The organism is Salicola sp. Rm-C-2C1-2 (assembly GCF_040196175.1).
GTDB lineage: Bacteria > Pseudomonadota > Gammaproteobacteria > Pseudomonadales > Oleiphilaceae > Halospina.
The window spans coordinates 89796-113925 of the sequence record NZ_JBEFNF010000008.1 but is presented as its reverse complement, the minus strand read 5'-3'; the positions used below and the strand labels follow the sequence as shown (position 1 = coordinate 113925).

The following is a 24130-nucleotide window of genomic DNA, read 5'->3' as shown; positions in this document are numbered from 1 at the left end:
GTAACCGGACAAACATCACCTCGCGGAGCATCCTGAACAGCTCATGTCGACCATCGACGCACTGGCGCAACGCCTCGGAAACTATCTGGATGATCATAAGGTCAACCAGGTCAGGCGGGCCTATTTCTACGCGGAACAGGCCCATGAGGGGCAGTATCGGCGCAGCGGCGAGCGCTATATCAGTCACCCGTTAGCGGTGGCCAACATCCTGGCGCAGCTTAATCTGGACCACCAGAGCCTGATGGCGGCCATGCTTCATGACGTTATCGAAGACACCGGGATTCCCAAGGATGCGCTGGTAGAACAGTTCGGTGCGCCGGTCGCCGAACTGGTGGATGGCGTCAGCAAGCTAACCCAGATTGAGTTCCGTTCACGCGCCGAGGCCCAGGCGGAAAACTTTCAGAAGATGACCCTGGCCATGGCGCGTGACATCCGCGTGATTCTGGTCAAACTGGCGGACCGGCTGCACAACATGCGCACTCTGGGGCCGCTCAACCCCGAGAAACGCCGCCGCATTGCCACCGAAACCCTCGACATCTACGCGCCTATTGCTCACCGGCTTGGCATGCACAGTCTGTGTGTGGAGTTGGAAGATCTGGGCTTTGCCGCTATGTACCCCATGCGCTCACAGTACATCGCCAAGGCCGTGCGTAAGCTGCGTGGTGAGCATCATGAGATTATCGACGAGATCCGTACCAGCCTGGAGGATAAGCTGCAGGAGCGCGGGCTTTCAGGGCGCATAATCGGGCGTGAGAAGCATCTGAACTCCATCTACAACAAGATGAAGTTCAAGCACAAATCATTTGGTGAGATCATGGATGTGTACGCCTTCCGGATCATCACCGACTCTGTGGATGACTGCTATCGCATCCTGGGGGCCGTCCACAGCGTGTACAAGCCGCTTCCGGGGCGGTTCAAGGACTACATTGCCATGCCCAAGGCCAATGGCTACCAGTCACTGCACACCACGCTGTTCGGCAAGCATGTGAACATTGAGATCCAGATCCGCACCGAGGAGATGGAAAGTGTGGCCAACCACGGCATTGCCGCCCACTGGATGTACAAGTACGACTCTGGCGTGGGCGAGGTCAATCAGAAACGGGTGGATCGCTGGCTGGAAGGGTTGATGGAGATGAGTGAGCGGGCGGATGACTCGCTGGAGTTCATCGAGCACGTGAAGGTCGACCTTTTCCCGGATGAGATCTACGTGTTCACCCCCAAGGGCCGTATTATGGCACTGCCGCGCGGCGCCACGGCGGTGGATTTCGCCTATGCCATCCACACGGATATTGGCAATGCCTGTGTGGCCTGCCGGGTGGATCGCCAGCTGGCTTCGCTTAGCCAGCCACTTTACAGTGGCCAGACAGTGGAGATCATCACCGCGCCTGGTGCCAGGCCGAGCTCTGTATGGCTCAATTATGTGGTGACCGGTAAGGCCCGCTCCAGCATCCGTCATTTTCTCAAGACCCAGGAGCGCCGGGAGTCGGTCGAGCTGGGCCGGCAGCTTCTCAGCCGCTCGCTCAAAAGTCTCGGGTCACGTCTGGATGATATTGGTCAGTGGCGTATCGAGCGGGTGCTGGCGCATAACCAGGCGGAGGACTTTGACCGGCTGCTGGCGGACATCGGGCTTGGCAACCGCATGGCTTACATCATCGCCCGCCAGCTGGCGCCGGAGAACGGGGACGACAGCGATATCACACCGGCTCTGGAAGAGACCCGCGCAGGCCAGACCATGACCATTGCGGGAAGCGAAGGCTCGGTGATCCAGTTTGCGGACTGCTGCGATCCCATCCCGGGGGACCCCATTGTCGGCCGTATGAGCTCCGGCAATGGTATGGTGATCCACTCGGAGCGCTGTGAGAGTGTGCGCCACCTGGATGCCGATTCCGCCGAGCTGGTGTATCTGAGCTGGGCCAAGAACATTACCGATGATTTCTCGGTGGAGCTGCGGGTGGAAACCGCGCGTAAGCGCGGCCTGATTGCTGAACTGGCCAACACGGTAGCCCAGGCCGAGGCGAATCTCGAGGGCATCAATGTGGATGAACACGACGCCCGCCACAGTGTCGTTGTTATGACGCTGCATGTGAGCGGGCGTCAGCAGCTGGCACGGATCATGCGCCGCATCCGCAACCAGCGTACCGTCAAGTCGGTTACGCGGGTGCGGCGTTGACAGCGCCGCGCCGGCAGGCGAGCATCAGTATTCCGGTACAGACGACAGGAAAGCCGTAACCCATGACGAACAAGTCCATCATCCAGACGGATAACGCACCCGAAGCTATTGGACCCTACTCACAGGCCGTGAAGGCAGGCGATACCGTCTATCTCTCGGGCCAGATTCCGCTGGACCCGGATACCATGGAACTGGTCCCGGGCGGCTTCGCGGAGCAGGTCAATCGCGTGTTCGAAAACCTGAAGGCGGTTTGCGAGGCCTCCGGTGGTCGTATTCAGGATCTGGTCAAGCTCAATATCTATCTTACGGACATGGCCAACTTCGCCACGGTCAATGAGATCATGGCGACCGTCTTTGGTGAGCCGTACCCCGCGCGTGCTGCCATTGGCGTGGCCGCCCTGCCCAAGGGCGCCCAGGTGGAGATGGATGCCATCATGGTGCTGAAGTAGAGCTCAGACCCGGCTGAGGCAGTTCTTGACCCTGGGGCCGTCACCTCCGTAGTGGCGGGCCCAGGCCATGAAAAGCTCCCCACAGGCCAGAGCATCCTCCAGTGCATTGTGTGCCTTGGTATCCGGCAACCCGTAGCGTTCGCGGCAGCTGTTCAGCCGCAATACATTGCGCGGCAGGTTCTGATCGCGCTGAAACAGACGCTTTTTCTCCAGTGTCAGTGTGTCCGCAGTGGGTTGGAACCAATCCATGCCGAACTGCTCCCGGTAGGCGGCGCGCAGAAATCCCACATCCAGTGGCGCGTGATGCATGACCGCGATCCGCTCGGTCAGCGCCCGTGCCAGCATGCGCAGGGCTGCGGGCAAGTCTACGCCCTCGCTGCGGTCCGCATCCCGGATGTGATGGATGGTGGCGCTGTCGCCCACCAGATTGCGGCTGTCGATCAGCAGGTGCCGGGCGGTATCCAGCCGGATCCGGCCCTGGTCCACGGCCACCCACCCGAAGCTGATGATGTAGCCCGTTTTCGGGTCCAGCCCGGTGGTCTCCAGGTCAATCGCCAGCCAGTCCACCTCGTCCCAGCGGGCGCTGGTGTCCGGCCAGGGCGTTGCCAGCAGCCGCTCCAGCGTCGGCTCCGGGAAGGGGTGACGGGCATAGCGTCGCCGTGCCCGCTCGTGGCGGGCGCGGGTCAGCCACATCAACGCATGCCCTGGCGATAGGCCAGGCGCACGGATTTCTGGGCGCTGTCGACCAGCTGGAAGGCGTCCCGCAACTGCTCGCGTGCAAGCTTGGGCAGATTACGGGGATTACAGTAGTTGCTCAGCTCTTCGCCCTCGCGGATCTGGTCCGCCTGTACCTGCAGCCGCACCTGCATCAGAAAGCGCAGGGCGTCCTGCAGGTTGCGGGCGTCGTAGCGGGTCATGTGTTTGCTCCGCGCCAGCTCATCCAGTCGTTCCAGAGTGTTGATGCGGTCAATTCCGGCCGCCAGCGCATGCAGGCGCACAATCTCAATGATCGGCAGAAGGCCACGCTTCTTCAGGTTGAGCGTATCCTTATGGTCGCCATTACGCTCCACCACAAAGCGCCGGAAAATACCGATAGGCGGACTGCCTTCCAGCACGTTTTCCGCCAGTGCTGCCTGGAAGATGGAGTTCGCCTGAACGCGCTGGAGCATGTGCGACTGGATCTTTTCAGTGAGCGTGAAATCACCGTGGACGGTGCGCAGATCGAAGGCGATGCTGATCTCCATCACATGGTGCGGACTGAAGCTCGCGACCCAGTTATCCACCGCCACATGCCAACCGGAAAGCCGGCGCCGCCAGAAGGGGTTGGTCGCCATCACGTAGCCATCACAGTAGACATAACCGCATTCATTGAGGCTGTCGCTGACTCTGGTCGCCAGCTGTTCGAACCAGGCCATATCCTCGTCATTGGCCTCATCCGAGATGACCAGCCCGTTGTCCTGGTCCGCGTTGAGCAGCTGCTCGGCACGCGCCTGCGAACCAAAGCACAACCAGGCATAGGGCACCGGGGCCGGCCCCAGCTCCGCCAGCGCCATCTCGATCAGCCGATTGGTCACGGTATCGCTGATGGCGGTGAGGATGTGGCTGACCTGGTCTGCGGGAACGCCTGCATCCGTCCAGCGCAGAAGGAACTGGGGAATGTCCCGCAGAACCATCTGCAGGTTGGCAACCGATTCCTGGCGCGAGAGGCGCTGAACGATGTAGACGGGATCGTCCTGGCGGGCGGTTATCAGATCCGATGTCGTCAGGATGCCCACCGGCTTGTGGTCCTCAAGCACAGGCAGGTGATGCATGCGGTGGCGCGTCATCAGCAGGGTAGCGTCAAACAGCGTCGCCTCGTGCTTCAGGCTGACCGGATTCGCCGTCATGATGTCGGCGACCGGTGTATCAGGGCAACGCCGCGCTGCCAGCACCCGGCTGCGCAGGTCCCGGTCCGTGACAATGCCGCTGAGGTTACCGTCGTTCAGTACCAGTGCGGAGGATACCCGTCGGTTCGACATCATGTCCGCCAGTTCGGCCACTGAGGTATCCTCGGTGGTGGTGACCAGATCTGTGGCCATCAGGGCTTTGACGGGTGTCAGCATGCCGTCCGGGGAAACCATGCTCTGGGTCGCGCGGAACAGACGTCGACTGCGCTGACCATGGAAGAACCGGTCGAAATCCCGGAAGCGCCCACGAAGGTCCTGGTAGGCCTTTTGGGGGAGGAAGTAGATCAGGCTGTCCTCAATCAGCACAGCACGCACGCCGGGCTCCTGCTGAAGCAGGCCGCTCAGAGCGAAGCTTTCGCCCTCTGCCAGTCGATCGAGCAGCTCACCATCCTGGCTGCGGATTTCCGCCGCGCCGCTGCGTAGAATGCGCAGTCCCTGATCCCGGGTGTTTTCGTTGAACACATGGCCGTTACGGAAATAGCCGATTTCCATCTCGTGCACAATGCGGTCAATTTCGGGTTCGGGCAGGACATTGAACGGCAGCGTCGTGCGGATGAAATCCGCGACTGAGGCCAGCTCGGGCGGCAGCGATTGGGTTTCAGTCATTTCCGGAAGTCCTCCCCGAAACTGGTTTCGTAATCGATGAAGACGGTCTTTGCATCGCCGTAATAGCTGGTGCCGTCCGCTCTCGCCAGGACCCGCATGCGGGCCTTGGTACTCGCCTCGCCGGGGATAACACCCTGCCAGCGAGTGGCCTTTTCATTGACCGCTTCCAGCATCGTCTGTTTCGTGCTGTCGGCGTCGGGATTGACCCATCCCATGCTCATGGCATCCAGTGGATGGGCCGATTCCAGTCGCACCGCCAGCTTACCCTCGCCGGCGCGGTCCACCTGGATGTCCAATTTGAAGTTGCCGTTGCTCATGGTGCAGGTGCCACTCTCATAGCGGCAGTTGGATTCACCGATGAGTTCGTAGCCCAGACCTTCCTTCGCCTTCTCTTTTTTGTCCGAAAGCATGGTATCCGCTGCGTACCAGGCCAATATGGCCAGAGCCGGAGCAACCAGAAGGGCGACAATGAAATGGAAATTGCGGAACATGCACGGCCTCTGTTCAGGGGAAGGGGAATTGCCGGGGCAGCGTCCCGAAAGCGGGGCGCTCTCCCGGCATCTCCGTTAAGGGTAGCTGAAAACAGACAGTACTGCCGAAGCAGCACTGTCTGAAGTGGTTCCATCAGGGCTTAGTGACCGCCTGAGGCGAGCGACGCGCCCGTCGGCACCCGTACATCGTCCACGATGTGCTGGATATGATCCGGCGGTTCCGGGGTCATCTGGCACACCGCCATGGCGACGATGAAGTTGACGATGGCGCCCACAGCACCAAAGGCGTTCGGCGAGATACCGAAGAACCAGTTCGGGTCCAGACCACCCAGGAAGGAAGTACTGGAAACGAACATGATGCCCTTGTGCTGGAACACGTACAGCAGGTTCACGGTCAGACCCGACAGCATGCCGGCGATGGCGCCTTCCTTGTTCATCTTCTTGTAGAAGATGCCGAACATCAGCGCCGGGAACAGACTGGCGGCTGCGAGCCCGAAGGCCAATGCCACTGTGCCCGCCGCGAAGCCGGGTGGATTGAAGCCCAGGTACCCCGCTACGGCAATGGAGGCCGCCATCGAGATCCGGCCGGCAAGCAGCTCATTCTTCTCCGAGATGTCCGGCTTGAACACCCCTTTCAGCAGGTCATGGGAGACCGCCGAGGAGATGGCCAGCAACAGACCCGCTGCTGTGGACAGCGCGGCGGCAAGACCACCAGCGGCCACGATCGCGATCACCCAGTCGGGCAGCATGGCGATCTCGGGGTTGGCCAGAACAATGATGTCACGATTGAGCTCGGTGACCTCATTCTCTTGCGCGTTAGAGCTGTAGTTGATGGTGCCGCTGTTGTCCTTGTCGGTGAACTCGATGAGTCCAGTCTGCTCCCAGTTCTTAACCCACTGGGGCCGCTCCTCGTAGACCATCTCAGTGGCGTCCGTGGTGCCGAAGGTCTCCATCAGGTTCAGCCGGGCCATGGCGCCAACGGTCGGTGCGGTGGTGTACAGGATGGCGATGAACACCAGAGCCCAGCCCGCGGAGGAGCGCGCCGCCTTGACCGTCGGAACGGTGAAGAAGCGGATGATCACGTGCGGCAGGCCGGCAGTACCGATCATCAGCGACAGCGTATAGAAGAACATATTGACGCGGTTGTGCTCATCCACCGCCACGTATTCGGCAAAGCCCAATTCGCTCAGAACCTGGTCAAGACGGTCCAGCACATAGGTGCCATGCTCGGTCAGAGTGGAGCCCAGGCCAATCTGCGGCAGTGCCCAGCCTGTCATCTGCAGAGAAATGAACACAGCCGGAACGGTATAAGCCGTGATCATGACGCAGTACTGGGCAATCTGGGTGTAGGTGATCCCCTTCATGCCGCCCATGACGGCGTAAAAGAACACGATGACCATGCCAATGGACAGGCCCATCTCATAGCTCACTTCCAGGAAGCGTGAGAAAGCAACGCCGGTGCCGGTCATCTGGCCGATAACGTAAGTCAGCGAGGCCAGAATCAGGCAGATAACGCCAATGATCCGCGCCGTATTGGAATAGTAGCGATCCCCCAGGAATTCCGGCACCGTGAACTTGCCGAATTTGCGCAGGTAGGGCGCCAGCAGCATCGCAAGCAGCACGAAGCCACCGGTCCAGCCCATCAGAAAGACCGAGCCGCCATAACCGAGGAAGGCGATAAGACCCGCCATGGAGATGAAGCTTGCTGCGGACATCCAGTCGGCTGCCGTGGCCATGCCGTTGGCAACCGGATGGACGCCCTTGGAGGCTACATAGAATTCGCGGGTGGAGCCCGCCTTACAGTAAATGGCAATGCCGATATAGAGCGCGAAGGTAGCGCCCACGACAATATAGATCAGTGTCTGCTGGTCCATGGTGAGCCCCCGTTACTTCGCGTCTTCGGTTTCTTGAACGCCGTATTTCCGGTCCAGCCGGTCCATCAGTTTCGCGTAGACAAAGATCAGCACCACGAAGGTGACGATTGAACCTTGTTGTGCGAACCAGAAACCAAGCGGGTAGCCGCCGATGTGGATGGCGTTGAGAGCCTCCGCAAAGAGGATGCCGCAGCCGTAGGACACAAAGGCCCATACCGCGAGCAGCCACCCGATAATGCGCAGGTTGTCGCGCCAGTACTGCTTCTTGAGATCTTCATTTTGGAATGCCATCAGCATTTCCCCCCATTATTGTTTTCAACGCGTGCACGGTGGGATCACCGCTACTGCACAGCTTTGACCCAGTGGCTGCCAGTCTCCATACGACTTTGGTCTAAGCGCTCTGAGATGCTGGTTAAGCGCCTGTCATGAAAGGATTCACCGCCGTTAGACCATGGTCTAATACCCAGTGGCGCCACCCTTGTCGACACTGGGTGGTACGAAGCCTTCCCGCACGAAGGCCCCGAATTGACCAATAAAACCCAATTGAGGAGGTAGTGATGAGTGACGAAGCGGTCTACCCGGTCACGGACCACTTCCGGAACAAGGCGCTGATCGACAGAGAGACCTATGAGTCCATGTATCAGCGTTCCATTCAGGATCCGGAGTCTTTCTGGGCGGAACAGGCCAAGCGTCTTGACTGGATGAAGCCGTTCTCGCGCGTCAAGGATGTCTCTTTCGCCAGTAACGACGTGCACATCCGCTGGTTCGACGATGGCACGCTGAACGCGGCGGCCAACTGCATCGACCGTCACCTAGAAGAGCGCAGCGGTCAGCCAGCAATCATCTGGGAGCCGGATGAGGAGAGCGAAGACAACCGCGTCATCACCTACGCCGAGCTGCACGAAGAAGTCTCCCGCCTCGCCAACGGCCTGAAGTCGCTGGGTGTCAAAAAGGGCGACATCGTCACGCTCTATATGCCCATGGTTCCGGAGGCGGCCTACGCCATGCTCGCCTGCGCACGCATCGGTGCCATCCACAGCGTGGTGTTCGGCGGTTTCTCTCCGGAAGCGCTGGCGGGCCGGATTGACGATGGTGGTTCACGGGTTGTGATCACCGCGGATGAAGCGCGTCGTGGTGGCAAGAAGGTTCCGTTGAAGGCTAACGTCGATGAAGCCGTTTCGCTGTGCAAGGAATCGAACGTCGACAGCGTCGTGGTTCTCAAGCAGAGCGGCAGTAACGCTGACTTCAACGGTAACCGCGACATCTCGTATCGGGACCTGGTGGAGAAACAGTCCGCTCAGTGCAAACCGGAAGAGATGAACGCCGAAGACACCCTTTTTGTGCTTTATACATCCGGCTCCACCGGCAAGCCCAAGGGCGTGGTCCATTCCACCGGCGGTTACCTTCTGCATACCTCGCTCACCCATGAGTACGTCTTCGACTATCGTCCGGGCGAGGTTTACTGGTGCAGCGCGGATGTGGGCTGGATCACCGGCCACTCCTACGTGGTTTATGGCCCGCTCGCCAACGGCGGCACCACCATGATGTTCGAAGGCGTGCCGACCTACCCGGATGTGGGCCGCCTTGGCCGTATCATCGACAAGTACAAGATCGCCACCTTCTACACCGCGCCGACGGCGATCCGTTCACTGATGGCCGAGGGTGATGCCCCCGTGGCCAACGCCGATCTCAGCTCCCTGAAGCTGCTGGGCACCGTGGGCGAGCCCATCAACCCCGAGGCCTGGCGCTGGTTCTACCAGAAGTTCGGCAAGGGGCAGTGCCCGATCGTTGACACCTGGTGGCAGACCGAGACCGGCGGCATCCTGATCTCGCCGCTGCCCGGCGCCATCGACCTCAAGCCGGGCTCGGCCACCAAGCCGTTCTTCGGCGTACAGCCGGCGCTGATGGACCCCGAGGGCAACGAGATGGAAGGTGCCACCTCCGGCGGCCTGGTTCTGAAGGACAGCTGGCCCGGCCAGATGCGCACCATCCTGGGCAACCACCAGCGCTTCGTGGAGACCTACTTCTCTACCTATGAGGGCTGTTACTTCACCGGTGACGGTGCCAAGCGTGACGAAGATGGCTACTACTGGATTACTGGCCGCGTGGACGACGTACTCAACGTCTCTGGCCACCGTATGGGCACTGCCGAGGTGGAAAGCGCGCTGGTGTCCCACGACAACGTTGCAGAAGCCGCCGTTGTGGGCTGCCCGCACGAGATCAAAGGCCAGGGCATCTACGTTTACGTGACGCTGACCCACGGCGCCTCGCCCAGCGACGAGCTGGCGAAGGAACTCAAGCAGCACGTGCGCAAGGAGATCGGCCCGATCGCGACGCCGGACGTTATCCAGTGGGCCGACGGTCTGCCCAAGACCCGCTCTGGCAAGATCATGCGCCGCATCCTGCGCAAGATCGCCGCGGATGAGTTCGACGCTCTCGGTGATACCTCCACACTGGCGGACCCGAATGTGGTCGACGACCTCATCGAAGGCCACAAGGTAGCGGCTGGTTCCGGAGAATAAACCGGGACTGCGCTGTTTTCCCCGGAAAATTGCGCAGCCGCCCAACAGCAACTATGGTCAGTGGGGCATCGGCGATGGGTCGTTGCCCCACTTTTGCTTTCAAGTCAGCGAGCGTGACGCCTGAATCATGACAACCCTGATCGTCGCCGACGACCATCCGCTGTTCCGCTCGGCCCTGAAGGATGTGATCCGTCAGGAAGAGCCTGACGCCACCCTCGAAGAGGCCTCGGACTTCGGTGATCTGCAATCGGTGATGACCCGGCTCACCGAGGCCGCAGTGGTACTCCTTGACCTGCATATGCCCGGCGCCCACGGGTTCAGCGCATTGCTGTTCCTGACTGCCCATTATCCAGATACCCCGGTGCTGATGATCTCCGCCAACGAACGTGAAGACATCATTCGCCGAGCCGCCGACCACGGTGCTGTTGGTTTTATCTCCAAAAGCGCCAGCATGGAAGCCATTGGTGACGCCATCCGTGGCGTTGCCCAGGGTGACTTCTGTTTTCCGGACAGCGTCGACCTGGCCGTCCCAGGGGTCAGCCAGGAAGAATCCGGCGTCGCCGAAGCGCTATCGGAACTCACTCCGCAGCAGTTCCGCGTTGCCACCATGATCAGCCAGGGCCTGCTGAACAAGCAGATCGCCTATGAGCTCAACGTCACCGAAGCCACGGTCAAGGCCCACGTTACCGAAATCTTCCGTAAACTCGGTGTGCACTCCCGAACCCAGGCCGCCCTCAAGCTGGGCCAATTGGATCTTGCGGATGTCTCCCAGGAAGACGGGTGATATGCTTTCTCAACGTTTTCCGTGACCTAACCTGAGGGGATCGGGGAATGCTAAAAGTCCAGTGATATGGGAGTAATGGAGGATGCCCGAAACCCTGAATGAACCTCTGACCAGCCTATCCAGAATCACCCGCAACGCCCGCCAGCGCTTCCTCAACCCGGAAACCCTGGTCCAGGCAGAACAGACCCCCTACGACGTCATCTTCAATGACGACCTTGTCAGCGTGCGCTACTACCCACCGCTGCGCGACAACCATATCCCCGTGGGCGACGACGACACCCCCATGGCCGTCCAGCGCGACACTCACAAGGTCCCGCTCGTGCTGGTTGCACCGCTGGCCGTGAACATGTCCATCTACGACCTCTTCCCCAACCGCAGCCTCGTACGCTACCTGCGCGCCAGCGGCTTCGAACTCTACCTGATCGACTGGGGCACCCCCGGCTGGGACCATAACCATTTCGACATCGCCACCTACTTCGCCGACTACCTGCCCAAGCTTGTCGACGAAGTCGAGAATCACAGCGGTGTCAGTGAGGTCTCGCTCTACGGCTGGAGCTTTGGAGCCCTTTTCAGTTACTGCGCGGCGGCCATCGACGCGGATCAACGCATCCGCAACCTGATTCTGGTGGGCAGCCCCTGTGACTATCACGCCAATGGAAGCATCGGTAAGCAGTACCAGCTGATATCGAAGTCCCTGAGCTTCCTCGAGAACACCCTCGGATTCCGGGTCCACCAGACCAAGCGCCGCTTCTGGCGCTCGCCCGGCTGGGCCAACGCTACCGCCTTTAAGCTCACTTCGCCCATCAGCAGCCTGCGCAACTACCTGGACCTGGTGCGCAACCTGCACTCGGAAGAGTACATCACCCGCAACGCCACTCAGGGCGCGTTCTTGAATGACATGGTGGCCTACCCCGGGAGCGTTATACAGGACACCGTGCAGTACCTGTGGGTGGACAACTGCACCGCCTATGGAAACCTGCCTATGCATGACCCGGATCATACGCTCAGGGATGTCACCTCGGACATCATGCTGGTCTACGGCGACAACGACCCGCTGGTTACCCCGGAATGCAGCCGCGCACTCGTGGACCAGGTCGCCAGCCGGGAGGTTGAGCAGGCGCTGGTGCCAGGGGGGCACATGGGGATCCTTGCGGGCAGCGCCGCACCCACTCACATCTGGCCGCAAATAAGCGAGTGGCTGAAGAAGCGCTCTGACTGAACCTGTTTGCCGGGGTCAGCGCGTCGGGCGTCGGCGTAACAGGCGCCGCAGCGTCAACCGCAGCGAGGCCGCATCCACCGGCTTGGCCAGAAAGCGGTAGCCCGCCTCACGCACACCATTGCGGATAGGGTCGCTGTCGTCGGCGCTGATGATCAGAACCGGCACCGTTACCGCCCAGTTGAGTGTCAGCGCCTGGGCCACCGCCACCCCTGTTTCCTGATCCAGATGATAGTCAGCAACCACAAGGTCCGGAGCTGTCGCCGGCTGTTTCTGCATGGCTTCCCCGAGGGACTTAGCCGTGGTGACCCGGCAGCCGAACTGGGTCAGAAGGGCCTGTAACCCAGCGAGCAGGTGGGGTTCGTTATCAATACAGACCACCTGCAGGCCACTCAGCTGCGGGTCCTCGGTCTGGGGCTGATCGCGGCGGGTCTGTTCGGGAGTACCCCGTGGTGCCGTCAGCGCAAACATGGAGCCCTGGCCCTGAATCGAGCGGCAGTCGATGGGGTGCTCCAGCAACCGGGCGATGCGCATGGCGATCGGCAGACCCAGCCCCAGCCCCTGGACTTCCCGGGTGGCGTCCGTGTGCAGGCGCTCAAACTCGTCAAAGATGCGTTGCTGGTCCTCTTCGGCGATGCCGGGGCCAGTGTCCCAGACCTGGATGCTCACCGACTTCTGGCTCTGGCGGCAGCCCAGCACCACGCGCCCTTCCCGGGTGTAGTTGATGGCATTGCTCAGAAAGTTCTGGATCACGCGGCGCAGCAGGTGTGGATCGGTTCGGATCCAGAGTGAGCAGGGCACATAGTCGAGCTGGATGCCCTTACGCTCGGCGGTCATGCGGAACTCGTTGGTCAGTTCTTCCAGAATCGGATTCAGTTCGACATTGCGCACCTCCGGCTCCAGCCGTCCAGAATCCAGCCTGGAGATCTCACGCAGGTGGCTGATGAGCGTCTCGGCCGAGGCCAGCGCCGAATCAATGTGGCGCAGCTCCGGCGCCGCCTCCTCCCCCTGGCGGCGCAGCAGGGTGGAAGACAGCAGCCGCGCGGCGTTGATCGGCTGCAAAAGGTCATGGCTGGCACCGGCGAGGAAACGGCTCTTACTCGCGTGTACCTGATGCAACTCGCGCTCAATGCGGGCCCTGAGTTCATTCTCGCTCTGAAGGGACTCGTTGGCGGCGGACAGTTCCCGCGTGCGCTCGGCCACGCGTTCCTCCAGAGTATGGCGGGCTTCTTCCAGCTCGGTCATCACCCGGTGATACTCGGAGACATCGTTATAGGCGGTTACATAGCCCCCGGAAGGGATGGGCTTGCCGCGGATCTCGATGACACTGCCATCCGGCATATGGCGTTCCAGCCGATAGGGGCGCCCGGAACGCAGCATTTCAAGGCGCCGCTCCACGGCCGCATTGATGTTGTTGTCGCGCACGTCCGACAGCAGACCGCGGGCAGCGTTGTACTCATAGATGCGGGAAATAGGGCAGCCTACGTAGAGCAGCCGCGGCGGGTAGTTGAACAGTTTCTCGTACTGGCTGTTCCAGGCCACCAGCTCCAGATTGCGATCCACCACACTGATGCCCTGGGGGATGTTTTCCAGTGTCGTCTGCAGCAGGTGGCGTGAGAACTGCAGCTGCTCCGAGGTCCCGCCCATGAGGTCGGCAATGTCCTCCATCTGCAGTGGTGTCTGGCGTTCCAGCAGGCGGATGGCGCGGTGGGCGGAGGCAGCACCAATGACTGACCCCAGCTTGGACTCCGTCATGCGTACCGTGTAGCGGGTCGCCCGGTCGAAGGGCAAAAGGCGCTGTTCCTGGCTCTGCTCCAGCTCTGCCCAGAGCCGTTCGGCTTCTTCCTGGCCGAGCACCGGCCGGATCAGGCTGTGCAGCTGATGGAGAGTGATCTCGGTGGCGGAAAGGTCTTCATCGCTGAGTCCGTGCCCGGGCATCGGGTCCATGAACGCCAGTGCCTGGCGCTCATCCAGGGGGGTGGCCTTGGAAACCTGTGACACCAGACTCATGACCGTGATATTAAGGCCCAGGCTCCAGACCACACCGTGGGTCAGCGGATCAAGGACAGCGCCGAGCCCGAACAGGCTTTCCGGTTGCAGCCAGCCAAGCCCGAATGGCCCCTGGGTGAGCCAGCCATTACTGGACTGGATCAGCACCGGCAGCAGCAGGGTATAGAGCCAGGCCAGCGTGCCGGTGAGCAGCCCCACAAGCACCCCATTGCGATGGGCGCGGCGCCAGTAGAGCCCGGCCACCAGCGCCGGCATGAGCTGGGCACAGGAAGTGAACGCGAGCAGCCCCATATACGAGAGCCCCTCGGTGAAACGTGCCCCCTGCTCCAGGATCCAGCCCAGAAAGAGAATGCCCAGGATCGATGCCTGGCGCACCTGGCGCAGCACTGCGCCCAGGTCATTGCGTGGGCGGTTCAGGCGCTCGCGCACGCGCAGGTACAACGGCATGAAGAGTTCGTTGGAGATCATCAGGGACAGGGCAATGGTCGCGACCAGCACCATGGCGGTGGCGGCGGACATGGCGCCCACAAAAGCCACGGCGGTCAGCCAGGAGTGACCGGTGAACGCCGGCAGTGCGAGCACATAGCTGTCGCCGGGAATCGCCAGATCGCCAAGATGGTAGCGGCCGACCTCCACCAGTGGCAGCACCATGACGGCGAACAGTGCCAGATAGAGCGGGAACATCCAGCGGGCGCAGCGGGCTGAGGCCTGGTCATGGTATTCCACCACCAGCACGTGAAACTGGCGGGGCAGACAGACAATGGCCAGAGCGCTCACCAGCAGCTGGGTGTAGAAGCCCGTATCACCGAAAGTCGAGAAGGAGAATGACGAGCCCTCGCCCAGTGGGCGCATGTCCGTCTCGCCGGCCAGCAGCCAGATGGCGAAGCCTCCCAGCAGCAGAAAGGCGAGCAGCTTGACCGCGGACTCGGCCGCCACCACCGCCAGCAGGCCGCGGTGGCGGTTGGCGCCATCGATGATGCGGGTGCCGAAGGTGATGGCGAACCAGGCCAGAAAGAGCGCGGCAAAGAAGCTCACGTTATTACCCAGGGAAAAGGGCATCTGCCAGTCTGTGATGTTCGCGGAGCTCCAGGCCAGGGCAATGCCGCGCAGCTGCAGAGCAATGTAGGGTAAGGTGCCGATCAGGGCGACGACGGTGACCAGCGCGGCCAGCTTCTGGTCTTTGCCAAAGCGCGAGCCGATGAAGTCCGCGATGGAGGTGACCCGGTTGCGGCTGCCAGCCTGCAGCAGGCGCCGGATGAAGGGCCAGGCAAAGACGAACATCAGGATGGGACCGAGGTAGATCGGCAGGAAGGTCCAGCCGCTGTCCGCGGCATTGCCGACGGCGCCCAGAAAGGTCCAGGAACTGCAGTAGACGCCCAGCGACATGCCGTAGAGCAGGCCCCGCATGCGCTTGGGCCAGCCGCCGGCACGCTCCGCCAGCCACGCGAGAACCACAAGGGTCAGCGCGTACAGGCTCCCGAACAGGATCAGTTCATTACTCGCCATGGTCTCCCGCAGTCAGTGAACGGCCCATTACTATGGCACAGGATGACGGGTCATGCTGTCATAGCCTTCGCGGAAGGTCGGGAACAGAAACTGATAACCGCAAGCCTGCAACCGCCCACTATCCACGCGTTTCGAGCCCACGCGGCTGTCACGGCGGGCATCGGGCCGGACCGGCTCACAGCTCATGGTTTGCCGGACCCAGGCAACCACATCACCCAGGCGGGCGGGTTCGCAGTCGCTGGCCAGATAGCACGCCGCCAGCTCGCTGCCGTTCAGTTCCCTCTCCACCAGGTGGCAGAGCGCGCCCACGGCGTCGTCCTCATGGATGCGATTGGTGTAGCCGCTGTCCGGATCGGGGGCGATGCTGCCGTCGCGCATCTTGGACAGCATGCCATCGCGGTCGTTGCCATAGATGCCCGAGAACCGCACCACCGTGCCCGGAATCGGGCTGTCATGCAGCCGCTGCTCGGCCTCAAGCAGGGCGGTGCCGTTGTAGCGAGGTGGATCCGTGGGGCTGGTCTCATCCACCCATTCATCGTTGTGCTGGCCATAGACCGCCGTGGAGGAAATGAAAAACACCCGCTGCGGGGGCCGGGCTGCGGCTTCAAACACCGCCATCAGGTTACTGGTCCCCTGCAGGAAGGTGCGGTGGTAGCCCGCCTCATCGTACTGGTCCGGTGTCAGGCAGATGATGGCAACAGCCACTTCGGGAACCTGGGCCGCCAGCGTTGCCGGGTCAATAAGATCCGCCTGGACGGGCGTCAGCGGCAGAGGAACCCGGTTTGCCTGGCGCCGCAGCCCGAATACATGGTGGTGTTCGGAAAGGGCACTCCCGATCCGCTGACCAAGCCTGCCGCAGCCGGCCATCAGGATTCGTGCATCGTGCATTGCGCTGTCTCCGCTCATTTCTTATGCTGCAATAGAAAAATTTAATCATTACCGGCCCGGGAGCGGCCATGACCCTTACGGAACTTCGCTACATCGTCACCCTCGCTCGGGAGAAGCACTTCGGCCACGCAGCGGAGCGCTGCCATGTAAGCCAGCCTACACTCAGTGTGGCCGTGAGAAAACTCGAGGATGAACTGGGCATTGCGCTTTTTGAGCGCAGCAAGAATAGTATCCAGGTCACCGGGATCGGTCAGCGTATTGTGGAGCAGGCCCAGAAGGTTCTCGACCAGGCCGGTGTCATCCATGATCTGGCGGAGGATGGCAAAAACCAGCTCAGTTCGCCGCTTAAGGTGGGTGCCATCTACACCATTGGGCCTTATCTGTTTCCCCAGCTGATGCCCAGCCTGCGGGAGACCGCGCCGGATATGTCGCTGTTCATTGAAGAAGGCTATACCGGGGACCTGCGCCGCAAGCTTCGTCATTCCGAACTTGATGCCATTATTGTAGCGCTGCCGTTTGAGGAACCGGAGGTAGTAACGCTGCCGCTCTACGATGAACCATTCGTTGTGCTGATGCCCGCGGATCACCCGCTTGCGGAATTGGAGCGCATCGACAGCACTCAGTTGGCGGATCAGCCCCTGCTGCTGCTTGGCCCTGGTCACTGCTTCCGCGACCAGGTCCTGGAATCTGTGCCGGAGCTGATCGACACCATCAACCAGCGCCGCGAGACCGCTGGCGGGGTGGTTACCGAAGGCAGTTCACTGGAAACCATCCGCCATATGGTTGCCTCTGGGCTGGGGATAACCGTGTTGCCGCTGTCCGCCGCCACCGCCATGAACTATCAGCCGGATCTGCTCGCGGTACGCCCCTTCGTGGACCCGGTGCCTTCGCGGACGGTGGCATTGGCCTGGCGGGTAACCTTCCCGCGGCCCAAGGCCATCGATGCCTTGGCCCACGCGGTTGCCCAGTGCCGCGACAGCACCGCCACCCAGGCGGCCTGCGGGCTGAGCCTGCGCGCGCCCACGCGGGGCTGACATGACTGATCCGGCCACAGTGGATGTGACCGTGCTCAAGGGCGTTGGCAGCAAGCTGGCGGCCACCCTTGAACGTCTGGGGATTACCTGTCTTCAGGACCTGCTCTTCCACCTGCCGCTGCGCTATGAGGACCGCACCCGTATCCTGCCCATGGGCCAGCTGCGAGTGGGGGATGCTGGCGTGGTGGAAGGCGAGGTGGTGAGCGCCGATGTGGTCCAGGGCCGGCGCCGCAGCCTGCAGGTGACCCTGCGCGACAGCAGCGGTTTTGTGGCATTGCGGTTCTTCCATTTCAGCGCCGTGCAGCAGCGCCAGTTCGCCCCGGGCACCCGGGTGCGCTGTTACGGTGAGATCCGGCCCGGGCGCGCCGGGCTCGAGATCTACCACCCGGAATACCAGACCAATCCCGGCCCCCTGGCCACCGGTGACGACGCCACCCTTACGCCGGTCTACCCGCTCACCGAGGGCATTCAACAGCCGCGCCTGCGCCGTCTGTGCGAGCAGGCAGTGGCCATGCTTGACCGTCATCCGGTGCGCGAATGGCTGCCGGATTCGGTACTCGGGGAGTATGAGCTGCCGGAGATCAACCAGGCCTTGAGGATGCTGCACCAGCCACCAGCGAGTGCGGACCTCAGTGCTCTGATGGAACAGCGCCATCCGGCGCGGGACCGTCTGGTGATGGAGGAACTGCTGGCTCACCATCTAAGCCTTCTGAAACTGCGGGCGCAGGTCCAGTCATGGCAGGCATTGGCCCTTAATACCGGTGATGGTCGCCTGGTCACCGGTTTTCTGGAAAGCCTGGCGTTTGCGCTCACAGGTGCCCAACGACGGGTGAGCGAGGAGGTCAGTCAGGACCTGGCCCGCCCAGCGCCCATGCTGCGGATGATTCAGGGCGACGTGGGATCGGGCAAGACGGTGGTGGCGGCCGTAGCGGCCCTTCAGGCCATTGAGGCCGGTGCCCAGGTGGCGCTGATGGCGCCCACGGAAATCCTGGCCGAGCAGCACTACCTGAGCTTTCATGAATGGTTGGCGCCTTTGGGCATCGAGCCCGGCTGGCTCTCGGGTAAAAGCCGGTCCAAACACAAACAGGCAACGCTGGCGCAGCTTGCCAGCGGCGAATGCCCGCTGGTGATCGGCACCCATGCGCTGTTCCAGCAAGAGGTGGTCTTCCAGCGTCTGGCATTGGCGATCATCGATGAACAGCACCGCTTCGGCGTGCATCAGCGGCTGGCGCTGCGGGAAAAGGGCGCCAACACCGAAACCGTACCGCACCAACTGATCATGACCGCCACGCCCATTCCGCGCACCCTGGCGATGAGTGCCTACGCGGATCTGGATACCTCGGTGATCGACGAGCTGCCGCCGGGGCGCCAGCCTATTGAGACCATTGCCCTGCCAGATTCACGCCGGGGTGACGTGGTGGAACGGGTGCGCAGCGCCTGTGCCGAGGGCCGCCAGGCCTACTGGGTCTGCACCCTTATTGAGGAATCCGAGGCTCTGCAGTGCCAGGCTGCGGAAGATACCGCGGCGCAGCTCCAGACGGAACTTTCTGAGCTCAACGTCGGGCTGGTGCACGGGCGCATGAAGGCAGCGGAGAAGGCCGATGTCATGGACGCCTTCAAGGAGGGGCGCATCGACCTTCTGGTGGCGACCACCGTGATTGAGGTGGGCGTGGATGTGCCCGAGGCCACGCTGATCATCATCGAGAACCCGGAACGGCTGGGTCTGGCTCAGCTGCACCAGCTGCGCGGCCGCGTTGGCCGGGGTGAACGCGCCAGCTACTGTGTTTTACTGTACCATCCGCCTCTATCGGAGACGGCTAAATCCCGCCTCCAGGCATTGCGTGAGACCCAGGACGGCTTCGCTATCGCCCAGCGTGACCTGGAGATAAGAGGCCCCGGCGAGGTACTGGGCACCCGTCAGACCGGGCTCATGGGCTTCCGTCTGGCAGACTGGCAAAAAGACACTGGCTGGCTCGAGGAGGTGCGCCGGATCGGACCGGCGCTGATGAGCGATCCGGAACGGGTTGACGCTCTGGTCCAGCGGTGGCTGGGTGAGCGTATCCAATACGGTGATGTGTGAGCTATGCTCACGCGTAACGACGCCCGGATGGCGAACAGGGAATTGAATGCACCCGCATTGGACAGGACCATGAGCGCACCCCAACACCTTGAGACCTATTTCCGCACTGATGACGGTGCTCTCAACCCCGAGCTCATTGCGAGCGATGAGCCCTCAGCCGAACCCCGGATCCGTGCAGCGGTGCTCGCGGATGCGTTGGGCCGCATCCAGGCCTTCTACCGGGAAGACAGCCTGCTGGATATTGACCGGCTGAACCAGGCCCTGGCGCGTGAGCTCCGCAGGCTGACTCTGCGCGACATGGGGCGCTTGCGCCAGAAATACCAGGTGCGCCAGCTGCCCCCGCTGCCAGCGATGACCCACTTTGAAACCACGGTGGACAATCAGGTTACAGCGCTCAACCGGGTGCGGTTCTACAGCGGTCAGGGGGATGATGATGTGGCGCTCTCCCTGGAGGCTTACATGAGCCTTTTGCGCGGCGTTCGCTGGCTGGATTTCACCCGCCCGCTCAGTGAGATTGACGTTAATCGCCAGTCTCCGGATCAGGATGAGGCTCAGCTGCGCCAGGCGGTGCACAGTTTCACAGGCCTGCGCATCAAACAGCGCCTGGATGACACCCTGGAGATCCCGCCGCTGCCGGAAACCGCCCAGCGCATTCTGCATCTGCGCATGAAGCCCAATGCCGAGGTCGGTGACCTGGCGGACATTGTCGAGAACGATCCGAGCCTGGCAGCTCAGGTGGTGAGCTGGGCCTCATCCTCTTTCTATGCCTCGCATACCCCGGTGAACTCCATCTACGACGCCATCCAGCGGGTGCTCGGGTTTGATCTGGTGATGAACCTGGCCATGGGGCTGTCCCTGGGGCGAACTCTTAAGCAGCCCACGGACCAGCCCGAAGGATTCATCGGCTACTGGACCCAGTCCATCTGGATGGCCCAGGCGGTGAGCGTGATCATCAGCTGCATGCCCCGGCGCGAACGCCCCTCGTTTGGTCTGAGCTACCTGGCAGGGCTGCTGCACAACTTCGGCTACCTGGTGCTGGCGCACGTATTCCCGCCGTATTTCTCGCTGATCTGCCGCTATACTGAAGTCAACGGCCATGTGCCCCATGAGCTGGTGGAGCACCACCTGATCGGCATTACGCGCGAGCAGATCGGTGGTGTGCTGATGGATCTGTGGCATATGCCGGAAGAGGTCGTGGCTGCGATCCGCCACCAGAAGAATCCGGATTACGCCGGGGACCATGCGATCTACGCCAATGCACTCTACCTGGCGCGGGCACTGCTGGTTGAACGCGGCGTCCGGCTGGGTCCGTCACTGTCGGTGCCGGCGGAGCTTTATGAGCGTCTCAACGTCTCCTCCGGGCGGGTGGGCGAAGAGATGGACATTCTGGTGGAAAACACTGACTCAGTCGCCAGCATGGCCGGCATGCTGGCCTGAACACCCTTGGTCATTCCGCTAGCCCTGGTACCGGCGCAGAGTCAGGGCTGGAGCGTGGATGCGCCCGGGTCAACGGTACGTGGTTCGCCTGCGGAGGCGCTCACGCTGCCGTCAAAGCGATAGTACCGGATGGCCATGGCGCCTTCCTGAATGGCGTCGGCGTACGCCGCTTCCAGCGCAAAGCGTTCCTCGTCCAGACGCTGGATGAGCCTGGGATCCGCCTGCTGGCGGGCCTCATGAGTAGGCATGTGTTGTGTCTTCTCATAGATGGTCTGGAAAACGTCGTAGGGGCTGTGGCTGAGCAGCTCTGGCTCCACATGGTCGAGGAGGCCTTTGATGCGGATACAGCCCTCGGAAGGCTCCACCTGCTCCTGCTGAAGCGTCATGGCAAGGATGCGGATGCTTTCGATCATACTGTCTCTGCGCTCGGCTTGTAGGGCCCGTGTGCGCGCCACAGCACGCTGGTGCTGGCGCAGCCTCCGCCACTGGTAAATGATATAGAACGTCAGGCCGGCGATGGCAATGACGCCGGCGGCGATGAGAATCCATTGCAGATTCTGGGGCATGGGTGGCTCCTGATCGTCAGTGACTGCTCTGGCTGGTGCTTGCGTCCGGGCCACGGACGTCCAGCTGTGTGTTCAGCGTCCCGCCGTTGCGGAACTCAAGCGTGAGCGCCAGCGTGTCGCCCTGGGTAAGCCGTTCCGTCAGCCCCATGAGCATTAGATGGCGGCCCATCGGGGCCAGTTCAAGTGATTCCCCCGGTTGCAGTGTCAGCCCGTCGGGCAGCGCCTGCATCCGCATCTGGCCGTCGACCTCGCGGGATTCATGGATCTCGATGCGCTGCGCCCAGGTCGCGCTGGCACCGGTCAGGGTGCGGGCCTGCTCACCGGTGTTGTGCAGCGTCATGTAACCGGCGCCACGCTCAATGCCGGGTGGGGTGGCGCGGGACCAGGCATCTTTGATGCGAACCTCCGCCAGGGCGCTGCTCATCGTTGTGAGCAGAATCAGAGCCCAGAGCGTGCGGGTTGCTTGTCTCATGATCAAGTCTCCAGAAAGCCTTTTTGACGGCTCACACCCATGTCAGTACGAATGATCAAGGGCAATCGGATCGCAGCCGTCGAGCATAGCGTTGTTTTCAACTGTAGCCCCAAAGCAGCGCCAGGTTGAGCGAGGGCAGCATGTCTGGCACCAGAGTACTGTGAACGCGATACTCCTCAACACTGGCATCACGCCGCAAGGGCCCCAGGTAGCGTCGGCCCTGGGCATTGAAAATGGCCTGGGCAACAGGTGATCTGGGGCTGCGGCGCCGGTGAGTGACCAGGCCCGTCTCACCGTTGGCGAGCTGCACCAGGACGCCTGGCGGGTAAGGCGTGAGCTGCTGGAAAACGGCCTCGTAGACGACCTGATGCGGGTCTTGCGCCATCGAATGAAGGATCTCATCCATGGCCTGATCGGCGTGGTAGCGCTCGCGGTAGGCGCGCTTGGTGATCATGGCCGTATAGCGTTCCGCCAGGGCAACCACCTTGGCTTCAACCAGAAGCTCGGGGCCGCTGATGCCTTCGGGGTAGCCGGAACCGTCGAAGCATTCATGGTGCTGCTCCACAATGCGTAGCAAAACCTCGTCGTTGATGCCCGCCTGGCGCAGGGCACTGGCACTGAGTTCCGGATGTTTCTGGATGATGCGGCGCTGTTCCTCCGAGAGCCTACGGTTGGTGTTGTTGAGTTTGTCCAGATAGGGCAGCAGCGAGATGTTTGCCGTCAGCGCCGCCTGCAGCAGGATCAGCGTCCGGTTTTCGTCCAGCTCGAAGTGGTAAGCGGCCAGCCAGCAGATGATGGCGTAGAACAGGGTCTGTTCGTAGGCGGTAGGCCGCACCGCGTAGACGTGCACCAGGCCAATGCAGGCATCCGGATCCTGCTGGCACAGGCGCTGAATGCGCCGGGCCAGATGCTCAAGACGTTCGAGCGCGCGGCGATCGGCGTCAACGATCCGGTCGAGCGCACGCTCAAGCTCATAAAGCAGTATGGAGTACTCTGCAAAGGGGCTGAACCGGGGGGTGTCGTCATCCTCCCGGCGTTTTTCAGCCTGGCGCTCCGGCGGCTCATACAGGCCCTGCTCGTAGAGACGCTCAAGCTGCCATTCGCTCTGGATCACATACCCCTGAGCGACCAGCAGATTGCCGGTTCGGTCGTAGACTGGCCAGGGCAGTGGCTTCCCGACGGTCAGCAGCCCAGGTGCGAGTCGTACCAGATCCGACATCAAAAACCTCTTGCAGACTGTATGAAGATGACAATAAACCACAGACAGGGTTCACGGTATAGATCGGAATTCATGCCTATGCCTTGAGCGTGCGGGCATTATCAACTATATCTAGGCGTAATCGTACGTCATACAACGTCAGGAGAAACACAATGAAAAAACTGCCTATGACCGTGGCGGTATCCTTGCTTACCGTTACCGCGCCGGGGCTGGCCGCAGCAGAGAGTGGCAATTATGTTGCTGTCAGAGCGGGTATCAATGATACGCGCGAAAGCGATTTCAATACAGATGAGTCCGCGACCCGAAGTACAACCGTCTCGAGCAAGTACGACACGGGTTACGGCGCGGCACTGGCGATTGGTCGTGTTCTTGATGCAAGCCGCAACCTGGGTCTGCGGACTGAATTTGAGCTTGGTTACAGCGAGACGGAAGCGGATTCCCATCGCGAAGTGGTAACGGATAGCAGCGGCCCTTCACCCCAGACCGTCAGCCGCCAGTCGCTGAGCCCGGCCAAGGGGGATCTGATGGTGACCACAGCCTTTGCCAACTTTTACGGCGAGACGGAGCTTGACGCAATTGCGAACGCCCACTTCCTCGTTGGCGTTGGTGGCGGACTGGCTCAGGTTAATCTGGACCAGGCCGGGGCGCCGGGTAATATCAAGCTGGATGACCAGGCAACCACCTATGGTTTTCATCTGAGCACAGGCTGGTCCTATGATCTGAACGATCAGATTTCGCTGGAAGCCATGTACCGCTATCAATCCATCGAAGACGTGGATCTCGAATCAGTGGCGGGAAACGAAGACAGTGCTCGGCTTGATTCCCACAACTTCCTGGCCGGATTGCGCTACAACTTCTGA

General features: G+C 61.6%; 19 protein-coding genes. 9 read left to right on the top strand and 10 right to left on the bottom strand.

The window, feature by feature from the left end; genetic code table 11:
* The first annotated feature begins 43 nt into the window (after positions 1-43).
* Positions 44-2170, top strand: a complete 2127-nt coding sequence (locus tag AAF659_RS13250) for a RelA/SpoT family protein (RefSeq protein ID WP_349752255.1) — start codon at positions 44-46, stop codon at positions 2168-2170.
* Positions 2171-2232: 62 nt separating this feature from the next.
* Positions 2233-2619 (top strand): deaminase RidA, encoded by a 387-nt coding sequence (ridA, locus tag AAF659_RS13245; RefSeq protein WP_349752254.1) that lies wholly within the window; start codon positions 2233-2235, stop codon positions 2617-2619.
* A gap of 3 nt (positions 2620-2622) precedes the next feature.
* Here ridA and AAF659_RS13240 read toward each other — a convergent pair whose 3' ends face one another.
* From AAF659_RS13240 to AAF659_RS13220, 5 genes are all read right to left on the bottom strand, one after another.
* Positions 2623-3312, bottom strand: coding sequence for a 3'-5' exonuclease (locus AAF659_RS13240; RefSeq protein ID WP_349752253.1), 690 nt, complete (start codon positions 3310-3312; stop codon positions 2623-2625).
* A complete protein-coding gene (locus AAF659_RS13235; RefSeq protein WP_349752252.1) occupies positions 3312-5171 on the bottom strand; it encodes a putative nucleotidyltransferase substrate binding domain-containing protein in 1860 nt (619 codons plus the stop codon). Before AAF659_RS13235 ends, AAF659_RS13240 begins: the two co-directional genes overlap by 1 nt.
* On the bottom strand, positions 5168-5662 hold the full coding sequence (locus AAF659_RS13230; protein ID WP_349752251.1) for a hypothetical protein: 495 nt from the start codon (positions 5660-5662) through the stop codon (positions 5168-5170). Before AAF659_RS13230 ends, AAF659_RS13235 begins: the two co-directional genes overlap by 4 nt.
* 140 nt (positions 5663-5802) lie before the next feature.
* A complete protein-coding gene (locus tag AAF659_RS13225; protein WP_349752250.1) occupies positions 5803-7536 on the bottom strand; it encodes a sodium:solute symporter family protein in 1734 nt (577 codons plus the stop codon).
* Between the two features lie 12 nt (positions 7537-7548).
* On the bottom strand, positions 7549-7827 hold the full coding sequence (locus AAF659_RS13220; RefSeq protein ID WP_349752249.1) for a DUF4212 domain-containing protein: 279 nt from the start codon (positions 7825-7827) through the stop codon (positions 7549-7551).
* 266 nt (positions 7828-8093) lie between these two features.
* Between AAF659_RS13220 and acs the strand changes: the two genes are divergently transcribed.
* The 3 genes from acs (at position 8094) to AAF659_RS13205 (ending at position 12061) form a co-directional block, all read left to right on the top strand.
* The gene (acs, locus tag AAF659_RS13215; protein ID WP_349752248.1) at positions 8094-10058 is read left to right on the top strand and encodes an acetate--CoA ligase; all 1965 of its coding nucleotides are present in this window, start codon (positions 8094-8096) and stop codon (positions 10056-10058) included.
* A 127-nt stretch (positions 10059-10185) separates the two neighbouring features.
* Positions 10186-10842: a response regulator gene (locus tag AAF659_RS13210; RefSeq protein WP_349752247.1), complete on the top strand. Its 657-nt coding sequence runs from the start codon at positions 10186-10188 to the stop codon at positions 10840-10842.
* An 82-nt stretch (positions 10843-10924) separates the two neighbouring features.
* Positions 10925-12061, top strand: coding sequence for an alpha/beta fold hydrolase (locus AAF659_RS13205; protein WP_349752246.1), 1137 nt, complete (start codon positions 10925-10927; stop codon positions 12059-12061).
* Positions 12062-12076: 15 nt separating this feature from the next.
* Here AAF659_RS13205 and AAF659_RS13200 read toward each other — a convergent pair whose 3' ends face one another.
* Both AAF659_RS13200 and AAF659_RS13195 read right to left on the bottom strand, forming a co-directional pair.
* A complete protein-coding gene (locus AAF659_RS13200; RefSeq protein ID WP_349752245.1) occupies positions 12077-15574 on the bottom strand; it encodes a PAS domain-containing hybrid sensor histidine kinase/response regulator in 3498 nt (1165 codons plus the stop codon).
* 30 nt (positions 15575-15604) lie between these two features.
* Positions 15605-16462, bottom strand: a complete 858-nt coding sequence (locus AAF659_RS13195) for an NAD(P)H-binding protein (protein WP_349752244.1) — start codon at positions 16460-16462, stop codon at positions 15605-15607.
* A 68-nt stretch (positions 16463-16530) separates the two neighbouring features.
* Between AAF659_RS13195 and AAF659_RS13190 the strand changes: the two genes are divergently transcribed.
* The 3 genes from AAF659_RS13190 (at position 16531) to AAF659_RS13180 (ending at position 21013) form a co-directional block, all read left to right on the top strand.
* A complete protein-coding gene (locus AAF659_RS13190; RefSeq protein ID WP_349752243.1) occupies positions 16531-17496 on the top strand; it encodes a hydrogen peroxide-inducible genes activator in 966 nt (321 codons plus the stop codon).
* A gap of 1 nt (position 17497) precedes the next feature.
* A complete protein-coding gene (gene recG, locus AAF659_RS13185) occupies positions 17498-19576 on the top strand; it encodes an ATP-dependent DNA helicase RecG (protein ID WP_349752242.1) in 2079 nt (692 codons plus the stop codon).
* Between the two features lie 69 nt (positions 19577-19645).
* Positions 19646-21013, top strand: a complete 1368-nt coding sequence (locus AAF659_RS13180; protein ID WP_349752241.1) for an HDOD domain-containing protein — start codon at positions 19646-19648, stop codon at positions 21011-21013.
* Between the two features lie 41 nt (positions 21014-21054).
* Here the strand turns inward: AAF659_RS13180 and AAF659_RS13175 are convergent, their stop codons facing one another.
* The 3 genes from AAF659_RS13175 to AAF659_RS13165 all read right to left on the bottom strand — a co-directional run bounded on the left by AAF659_RS13175 (position 21055) and on the right by AAF659_RS13165 (position 23270).
* Entirely contained in the window at positions 21055-21579 is a 525-nt protein-coding gene (locus AAF659_RS13175) for a DUF2489 domain-containing protein (RefSeq protein WP_349752240.1), read from the bottom strand.
* Between the two features lie 16 nt (positions 21580-21595).
* Positions 21596-22051, bottom strand: a complete 456-nt coding sequence (locus tag AAF659_RS13170) for a copper chaperone PCu(A)C (RefSeq protein WP_349752239.1) — start codon at positions 22049-22051, stop codon at positions 21596-21598.
* Between the two features lie 97 nt (positions 22052-22148).
* Positions 22149-23270 carry an HD-GYP domain-containing protein gene (locus AAF659_RS13165; protein ID WP_349752238.1) on the bottom strand — a complete coding sequence of 374 codons (1122 nt, stop codon included), beginning with the start codon at positions 23268-23270 and terminating at the stop codon, positions 22149-22151.
* A gap of 152 nt (positions 23271-23422) precedes the next feature.
* Between AAF659_RS13165 and AAF659_RS13160 the strand changes: the two genes are divergently transcribed.
* Positions 23423-24130 carry an outer membrane protein gene (locus AAF659_RS13160; RefSeq protein ID WP_349752237.1) on the top strand — a complete coding sequence of 236 codons (708 nt, stop codon included), beginning with the start codon at positions 23423-23425 and terminating at the stop codon, positions 24128-24130.